Here is an 8,266-nt window from a genome sequence, read left to right as displayed (position 1 = left end):
CGCGCACCGGAACGCGGCGATACCCGGCCGCAGCGAGACAACAGCCGCCCTGCCCGCCAACGTCACCAGGAAGACAACGATTCCACCGTTGGCTTCGGCGATGACATGCCGGCCTTCATGCGGATCGTCGCCAAGGTCTGATCCCGACCGCTTCGAAGGCAAGCCAGCCATCCGGCTTGCCTTCTCGGTAGAGCTCCAGCCTGGTTCGCCCGTTACATCGGCCCAGGCATCATCTTGGTCGGTTTTTCCAGCATCGGAAACTCGGCCTTCGAGCATTTCACGTTCGGGTTCGTCGGACTGAACATGCCGTTCGGATTGTCTCCGAGCCAGGCATGAAGGTCATAGTGGACGAACTCCTTCGGGATGAGAGGGTAGTGCCCCTCCATCGGCCCCATGAAGGTTTGGCCAAACAGCTTCGGAGGCTCCTTTATGTCCGGCGTCAGAGGCACCAGCCATTCCGCGCCCACCAGCCGCAAACCCTTCTTGGTCGGTTCATAGATCAGCACGTTGGGGTGCATCGGGTCGAGCTTCTGGCCGACACTCGGGACATTGACGAAGTGAATACCCATGGCGCCCTTCGGGTAATCCATCGCGCCCGCTATCTTTTCTCCGCTGTAGTAGACGCAGCCGACCGTCGACAGATAGAGGTCGCGGACGGCAGCGGTGTAATCCTCATATTTGGCGAGCGACTTTTTCAAGGCTTCGATGTCGGCCTTGTTGGCGTCCTCGGCCCGAGCCGAAGCAACGTTCAGCCACGCGCCTACCAAACCTGTTAAAACGAGGACGCCACAGCGCCCAAGGCTGGCTGTTCTTGTCATGCATTCCTCCCAGATTTCTGATCTGGCCGTGCAAGACCGAGGCGGAAAAATGCTGATTGCGCGGCCGGTTACACCGCCTCATCCCCGCTGGACTGCCATGATGCTATTCCTTTCCATGGCCGCCGGAAAGCTATATTTTAGCAGTAACTAAATCTATACCGTACCCATCCAGAGCGCCGATGTCAGCTCAAACAAAAACGGCCCCGCATGAGGGCCGTTTCGCATTCGCTTGCCGGACGGATCAGGTGAGCGGCGACAGCTGGATCTCGACGCGGCGGTTCTGCGCCCGACCTTCGGCTGTGGCATTGGATGCGACCGGACGTGTCTTGCCGAAGCCTGTGACGGCGAAGCGCCGCTGATCCACGCCCTGACCGGACAGATAGTTCGCCACCGCCAAAGCACGACGCTGCGACAAATCGAAATTGTGCTGGTCGCCACCGGTCGAATCGGTGTGGCCGAACACGTCGACCGTGGTCTGCTTGAACTTCTTCAGCACCAGCGCGACGGAGTTCAGGACCTGGTAGAAGCCGGGCTTCACCGCATCCTGATCCGAGTTGAAGGTGATGTCGGACGGCATGTTGAGGATGATCTGGTCGCCGCTGCGGGTGACGCTGACACCGGTGCCCTCGAGCTGCCGGCGCAGTTCGGCCTCGTTCTGGTCCATCGTGGCGCCGATGGCGCCGCCGGCCAGCGCGCCGATGCCGGCGCCGATCAGTGCGTTGCGGCGGTCGTTGCCACCGGCAAGCAGGCCAAGGCTGGCACCCGCCAGGGCGCCAAGGCCGGCGCCGGCCGCCGTGTTGGAAATCTTCTGGTCGCCTGTATACGGATCGGTGGTGGTGCAGGCGCTCACGAGCACAGCCGTCGCCACGACGACGAGCACAGTCTTTTTCATAGGATGGTCCCTCTCCAAGTCACGCCTTGCGGTGGCGCCAAATCAGCCCTTCCCGCGACTTGTACCATGAATTGCGGCGAAAAGCGGAACGGCAAAAGCGCCGTTCACGGCTTTTCCCGAGAGACCAATACCCGGTGGTGGCGCCGCATCGCCGTGCCGGAATTGTTTGGATAAGCTACCACAGGTTCTTGCCGTCTATGACAACCACTTCGACCTTGTCGAGATCGAAATCATCGAACAGCCGCGAGTTGACGCTGATCTTGGGATTGTCGAAATCCGGCTCGCCTGTCGACCAGTCCGGCGTTTCGGTAAAGGTGCCGCAGCCGCAGGTGGCGCAAAAACCGTGCTTTACGGTCTTCGACCCCCAACGATAGAAAGAGACGTTCTCCATCGGGCTGGTGAGCTTGAATTGCGAAGGCACGTAATAGGCCCAGAGCGAGCCGCGTTTCGAGCAGAAAGAACAGGTGCATTGCGTCACCGTCTGCGGTGCTTGCGAAACCTCGAACGTCGTCGCCTTGCAATGACAGCTTGCCTTGATGGTCATCAACGAACTCCTCCTGTCGCCGCCACCCTGTGCGGCAAAGGCAGCATAAAGAGGTGCTCCTGACAACTGTCTGTCAGCAAGCATCACCCGGCGCTACCGCGACAGGCTGGTCTCAGCAAGCCCGTCCCGTCACACGCGCTCAGGCGGACTTCGGAATGCGTTCCTATCGTCAATAAGAGCGCGGCGGCACGAACAGGCAGATTGTCCTGCCGGCGTCGAGGCCCCCCTGGTGCGCGCACCAATGGAACTCGCCGTCCGGGCTGTCCTTGACACGCTTGTCGGTCATTGGAACGACCTCACCCGTTCCGGCGATGACATAGCCCTCGGGTTTCTCCAGCACTTCGCCTGTATGGGTCGTGCGACAATCATAGTTGGCGCAGCATGCGAACGGATAACTCCAGCCTTGTGGCTTTGCCGCCGTGGGCGTGGCGTCATGCGCGAAGGCAGGTGCCGTCAGCATTGCCATCGCGCCGATCGCGAACAGGGAAAACAAAAGTCGGCCAGCCGGTTGAACGGCATTGGCCGATCTGAGTGTGGCAGCAGACATGGAAACGTTCCTTTCAAACGAGCATCAAGCGTTTCGCTTGCCCGTTCCCGGAACGTATCTTCCCAGTGGCCGGATCGTCGGGTCGCAGATATGCCGCGTCCGGCCATAAATGCTTTTTCTCTCCCAGCCCTTGGATGCTGGGCTGATTCCTTGGTCGGCGCAAGAACATGCATTCCCGACATCGTTCTACAGACGTCAGGCATCCGCTACCGCCGACGAGATGAGGCCAAGGTCAATTCCCGGCAAACGGGCGTCGAATAAACGGGATTGGCCCGCTGTGGTTCCAGCCTATTGCTGGTCGGAGCCGGCAATCACGTGCTCTTGATACTGCGGCAGGTCATCGGTGATGGTGAACCAGCCCGCCTTCGAACCGACGAAGATGTGCTCGGTTGGACGAATGGATGGATCGTCGACGAGCGTTCCCATGGCGACATGGACGTAGGCGCCGTCGCGCACGAGCGAATAAAGCAAGGAGCCGCACCGGCAGCAATGCGCGTTGTGGCCGCTTTGGTCGCCGAAGATCAGGAGTTTGTCCTCGCCTTCGGTGAGGACAAACTTTTCACGCTCGATACCGGCGAAAGGCTTGAATGCCGAACCGGTGGCAGTCCGAACAATGGCAATTCGCGGCATAGAGGAATTCGTCGGCCACCTCGTAGTGAACCGCGCCGCAAAAGCATTTTCCGGTGAGCTTGCTCGGCACTCTCTCCTCCATTGCTGTGGTGCGCAGGGGTATGTTCAGATGAGGCCAGGCCGGCCTCACCTGAATATGGGCATATCCTAGTCCAGGTCCGCCACGGCTTCGCCGGCACCGCCTTCGATGCGCTGCGACAACGAGGCTTCCATGAAATCGTCGAGGTCGCCATCGAGCACGCTCGACGGGCTGGTGCTCTCGACGCCGGTGCGGAGATCCTTCACCAACTGATAGGGCTGCAGCACATAGGAGCGGATCTGGTGGCCCCAGCCGATATCGCTCTTCGATGCTTCGGTGGCGTTTGCAACCGCCTCGCGCTTCTTCAGCTCTTCCTCGTAAAGGCGCGAGCGCAGCATCTCCCAGGCCTTGGCCTTGTTCTTGTGCTGCGAACGTTCGGCCTGGCAGGCGACCGCGATGCCAGTGGCCAGATGCGTGATGCGCACCGCCGAATCGGTGGTGTTGACGTGCTGGCCGCCCGAGCCGGACGAGCGATAAGTATCGATGCGGACGTCGGATTCGGAGACGTCGATCTCGATCGTGTCGTCGATGACCGGATAGACCCAGACGCTGGCGAAGGACGTATGCCGGCGCGCATTGCTGTCATAGGGCGAAATACGCACCAGGCGATGAACGCCCGATTCCGTCTTCATCCAGCCATAGGCGTTGTGGCCTTTGATCATCAACGTGGCGGACTTGATGCCGGCCTCTTCGCCGTCATGCATTTCCAGCACTTCGACTTTGAAACGGCGCCGCTCGGCCCAGCGCGTGTACATGCGCAGCAGCATCGAGGCCCAGTCCTGGCTTTCGGTGCCGCCGGCACCGGCATGGATTTCGAGATAGGTGTCGTTGGAGTCTGCTTCACCCGACAGCAGCGTCTCGACCTGGCGGGCCTTCGCTTCGCCTTGCATCGAGCGGATCGCGGCTTCCGCCTCGGCGATCACGCCCTCATCGCGCTCTTCCTCGCCGAGTTCGATCAGGCCGATATTGTCTTCCAGCGCCTGCGTCAGACCTTTCACCGAGGCGATGCCTTCTTCGAGGCTCTGGCGTTCGCGCATCAGCTTTTGCGCTTCCAGCGGCTCGTTCCAGAGGCTGGCGTCCTCGGCGCGCACATTGAGGTATTCAAGCCGCTTTATGGCTTGATCCCAGTCAAAGATGCCTCCTCAGCAGGGTTATCGCCTGCCTGATCTCGTCGACAATATTCTGCGTTTCCGCGCGCATGGCTGGCTGTTCTGTCCTGTTTGCTGAAATCGGTCGGCGCGATACATAGGCACGCCGCCGCCGGCTGTAAAGCAAAATGGGCCGGCCCAAGGCCAGCCCATCCGCCCCTGAAAATCGTCAGTAGAGGCCGCCGCCGCCGGACTGGATAGCCTGATTGGCTTGCGGCGACAGCGCGCCACCGGTGGCATTGGAGCCGTCCGCGCCCATGCCGATCACCCAATAGCTGTCGGCGGGACCGGTGCCCGGCTTGAAGGCTTCGATGATGGTGCCGGGATCGCCCGATGCGGCACGCATGCCGGTCTTGCGATTGATGGCGACCAGGTTCATGCCTTCCGGCACCTTGAAGTCGACATTGGGCGTGCCGTCCAGCGCCACTCGCATGAAGTCCTTGAAGATCGGGGCTGCGAGGCCGCCACCGGTGGCGCCATGGCCGAGGCCGCGCGGCGTGTCATAGCCCATGTAGAGGCCGACGACGAGGTTGGGCGTGTAACCGATGAACCAGGCGTCCTTTTCGTCGTTGGTGGTTCCGGTCTTGCCGGCGATGTGACGGCCGAGTTCGCCGATGGTGGCGCCGGTGCCGCGCTGCACGACGCCTTCCATCATCGAGGTGATCTGGTAGGCGGTCATCGGGTCGAGCACCTGCTCGGAATTGTCGACCAGCTCCGGCTCCGGCTGGTTCTGCCATTCCTGCGCATTGCAACCCTGGCAGCCACGTTCGTCCTGCTTGAACACCGTCTTGCCGTAGCGGTCCTGGATGCGGTCGATGAGCGACGGTTTGATCGACTTGCCGCCATTGGCCATGATCGAATAGGCCGACACCATGCGCATCACGGTGGTTTCGCCGGAACCCAGCGCCATTGGCAGATAGGGTGCCAGATGGTCGTAGACACCGAAGCGCTCGGCATATTCGACCACCAGCTTCATCCCCATGTCATTGGCAAGCCGCACCGTCATCAGGTTGCGCGACTTCTCGATGCCGGAGCGCAGGGTCGCCGGACCGGCGACGGTGCCGTCATAGTTCTTCGGCGTCCAGCTCGTGTTGCCGCTCTGGATCGTGATCGGCCCGTCCATGATCACCGAGGCCGGCGTATAGCCATTGTCGAGCGCTGCCGAATAGACGATCGGCTTGAACGAGGAGCCCGGCTGGCGCATGGCTTGCGTGGCGCGGTTGAATTCGGACTGCGCATAGGAGAAGCCGCCGACCATGGCCAGCACGCGGCCGGTGTGCGGGTCCATGGCGATCAGGCCGCCTTCCACTTCGGGCACCTGGCGCAGGCTGTAGGTGCCCTCGGCACCATCGTTTTTCTGCACGAAGATGACGTCGCCCGGCTTCAGCACCTCCGCCGGCGACTTGGCCTTGACGGTCTTGCCGGCGACCACATGGCGCATGGCAAAACCCATGTCCTCCTTGCTGATAGTGCCTTCGACGCGCTCCTTGACGATCTCGCCCGACGCCTGCCGTGCGGGCTGCAGGCCGATCGACAGGCCGGTCGCCGAACTGTCGAGCACGACGGCGAGCGACCATTCGGGAACATCCTCCAGTCCCTTGACGGCGCCAAGCGGCACGCCCCAGTCGCCCGAGACATCGATCGATGTCACCGGCCCGCGATAGCCGCGCAGCGTGTCGTATTTCATCAACCCGTTCTGCATCGATTTGCGGGCAATGAGCTGGATCTTCGGATCGAGCGTGGTGCGGACGGAGAGGCCGCCTTCGTAGAGCGCATTCTCGCCGTAGCGGGCGATGATCTGGCGGCGCACCTCTTCGGTGAAGTACTCGCCGGCGAACAGATAGGTGCCGCTGCGCCGCGGCGTCACGCCCAGCGGCTCGGCCTTGGCCTTGTTGCCTTCCTCACGCGTGACATAGCCGTTCTCGACCATCTGATCGATGACCCAGTTGCGGCGCTCGATCGCGCGATCGGCATGCTTGAAAGGGTGATAGTTGTTCGGCCCCTTGGGCAGGGAGGCCAGGTAGGCGGCCTCGGCCACGGACAGTTCGTTGACCGACTTGTCGAAATAGGTCAGCGCCGCACCGGCGACGCCATAGGCGCCGAAGCCGAAGAAGATTTCGTTGAGGTAGAGCTCGAGAATGCGATCCTTGGGATAGGCCTGCTCGATGCGGAAGGCGAGGATCATCTCCTTGATCTTGCGCTCGTAGGTCTGGTCCGAGGACAACAGGAAGTTCTTCGCCACCTGCTGGGTGATCGTCGAGGCGCCGACCTGGCGCCGGCCCGAGCCGAAATTCTGCAGGTTGACGATGATGGCGCGGCCGAGGCCGGTCACATCGATGCCCGGGTGATTGTAAAAATTCTTGTCTTCCGCCGACAGGAAGGCCGCCTTGACGCGGTCCGGAATGGCCTGGATCGGCAGATACAGGCGCCGTTCGCGCGCATATTCGGCCATCAGCGCGCCGTCGGACGCATGGATGCGGGTGGTCACCGGCGGCTCGTATTTGGCCAGTACCTCGTAGTCGGGCAGATCCTTCGACAAATGGCCGATGTAGATCGCAACGCCCGCCGCGACCAGAAGGGCCAGCGTCGTGCCGATGCCGAAAAAATAGCCAATGAGACGAATCATACCCGCTCCAGTCCTTGGTTCGGGAATTTCCTAAACGAAGCCGCCTTTCACGCAAGCTTTCGAGCCGGTCCCAATCCGTAATCGAAAACCCTTGTCGCCGCCATGTGGACAAAATACGGCAATGCCTGATTTCACGGCTGCTGGCCGGAAATAAAAGCACTGGGTGTTGTCGTCGCGCAACGCCGCCTCTGGTTGCAGGCGTCGCCGGTCATGTCAACCTCCGGTTCCCGATCCGGCCTTGGCCGACGCGAACAGCGCGACGGCGTTGGTTATGCTCTGGGCCGCCTTGCCGCGCCAGTCGGCGTTGAGCAACTGCGCCTCGTCCTTGGCGTTCGAGAGATAACCGAGTTCGACCAGCACCGACGGCACATCGGGTGCCTTGAGCACCTTGAAACCCGCGGAGCGCTGCGGATTGTTGATAAGACCGACGCTGGTCGACAACTGGCCAACCAGCGTGTGGGCGAAACTCATCGAGAAATTGTGTGTTTCGCGGCGGATCAGGTCGATCAGGATGTCGGTGACTTCCTTGTTGTCGTTCTTGATTTCCATGCCGGCGAACTGGTCGGAGAGGTTCTCACGGTCGGCAAGCGCCTGCGCCTCGGGGTCCGAAGCCTTGTCGGAGACGGTATAGACGGTGGCGCCGCGAATGCCCTTGACGCTGATCGTGTCGGCATGGATCGAAATAAGCAGGTCGGCCTCATGCTGACGGGCAATGCGCACGCGGTCGTCCAGACGCAGGAATTCGTCTGTGTCGCGCGTCATGAACACATCGTAATTGCCGACGGCCGCGAGTTTGTCGCGCAGCTCCGTGGCGAAGGCCAGCGTGACGTTTTTTTCGATGGTGCCGTTCAGGCCCTCGGCACCGCCGTCGATGCCGCCATGGCCAGGGTCGATGACGACGGTGAACCGATGGCCCGGATTGGAGACCGGCCCGGTGCCGACCCGCCCTCCCTTGTCCGTCGAAACGGTCGATCCGGTGGTC

Annotated in this window: 7 protein-coding genes and 1 pseudogene; all 8 read right to left on the bottom strand. The window is 61.6% G+C overall.

The window, feature by feature from the left end; translation table 11 throughout:
* Positions 1 to 212: 212 nt before the first annotated feature.
* Entirely contained in the window at positions 213 to 818 is a 606-nt protein-coding gene (locus EN949_RS29600; RefSeq protein ID WP_013531372.1) for a hypothetical protein, read from the bottom strand.
* Between the two features lie 241 nt (positions 819 to 1,059).
* Positions 1,060 to 1,710, bottom strand: coding sequence for an OmpA family protein (locus EN949_RS29595; RefSeq protein ID WP_013531371.1), 651 nt, complete (start codon positions 1,708 to 1,710; stop codon positions 1,060 to 1,062).
* Positions 1,711 to 1,885: 175 nt separating this feature from the next.
* Positions 1,886 to 2,254: a GFA family protein gene (locus EN949_RS29590; protein WP_024503891.1), complete on the bottom strand. Its 369-nt coding sequence runs from the start codon at positions 2,252 to 2,254 to the stop codon at positions 1,886 to 1,888.
* A gap of 169 nt (positions 2,255 to 2,423) precedes the next feature.
* Positions 2,424 to 2,801, bottom strand: coding sequence for a hypothetical protein (locus EN949_RS29585; RefSeq protein ID WP_013531369.1), 378 nt, complete (start codon positions 2,799 to 2,801; stop codon positions 2,424 to 2,426).
* A 288-nt stretch (positions 2,802 to 3,089) separates the two neighbouring features.
* Positions 3,090 to 3,513 (bottom strand): annotated as a pseudogene (locus tag EN949_RS29580) (GFA family protein).
* Positions 3,514 to 3,578: 65 nt separating this feature from the next.
* Positions 3,579 to 4,710 (bottom strand): peptide chain release factor 2 gene (prfB, locus tag EN949_RS29575; protein ID WP_013531367.1). Its coding sequence is split into 2 segments (ribosomal slippage): positions 3,579 to 4,643 and positions 4,645 to 4,710, totalling 1,131 coding nucleotides; the frame shifts between segments, so codons are not numbered across the junction.
* 117 nt (positions 4,711 to 4,827) lie between these two features.
* Positions 4,828 to 7,284: a penicillin-binding protein 1A gene (locus tag EN949_RS29570; RefSeq protein ID WP_013531366.1), complete on the bottom strand. Its 2,457-nt coding sequence runs from the start codon at positions 7,282 to 7,284 to the stop codon at positions 4,828 to 4,830.
* 213 nt (positions 7,285 to 7,497) lie between these two features.
* On the bottom strand, positions 7,498 to 8,266 hold a 769-nt coding region (locus EN949_RS29565), incomplete at its 5' end, for an N-acetylmuramoyl-L-alanine amidase (protein ID WP_164782578.1).

It is taken from the genome of Mesorhizobium sp. M7A.F.Ca.US.007.01.2.1, from assembly GCF_003998165.1.
GTDB lineage: Bacteria > Pseudomonadota > Alphaproteobacteria > Rhizobiales > Rhizobiaceae > Mesorhizobium > Mesorhizobium ciceri.
This window is presented reverse-complemented; position numbering and strand designations above follow the sequence as displayed.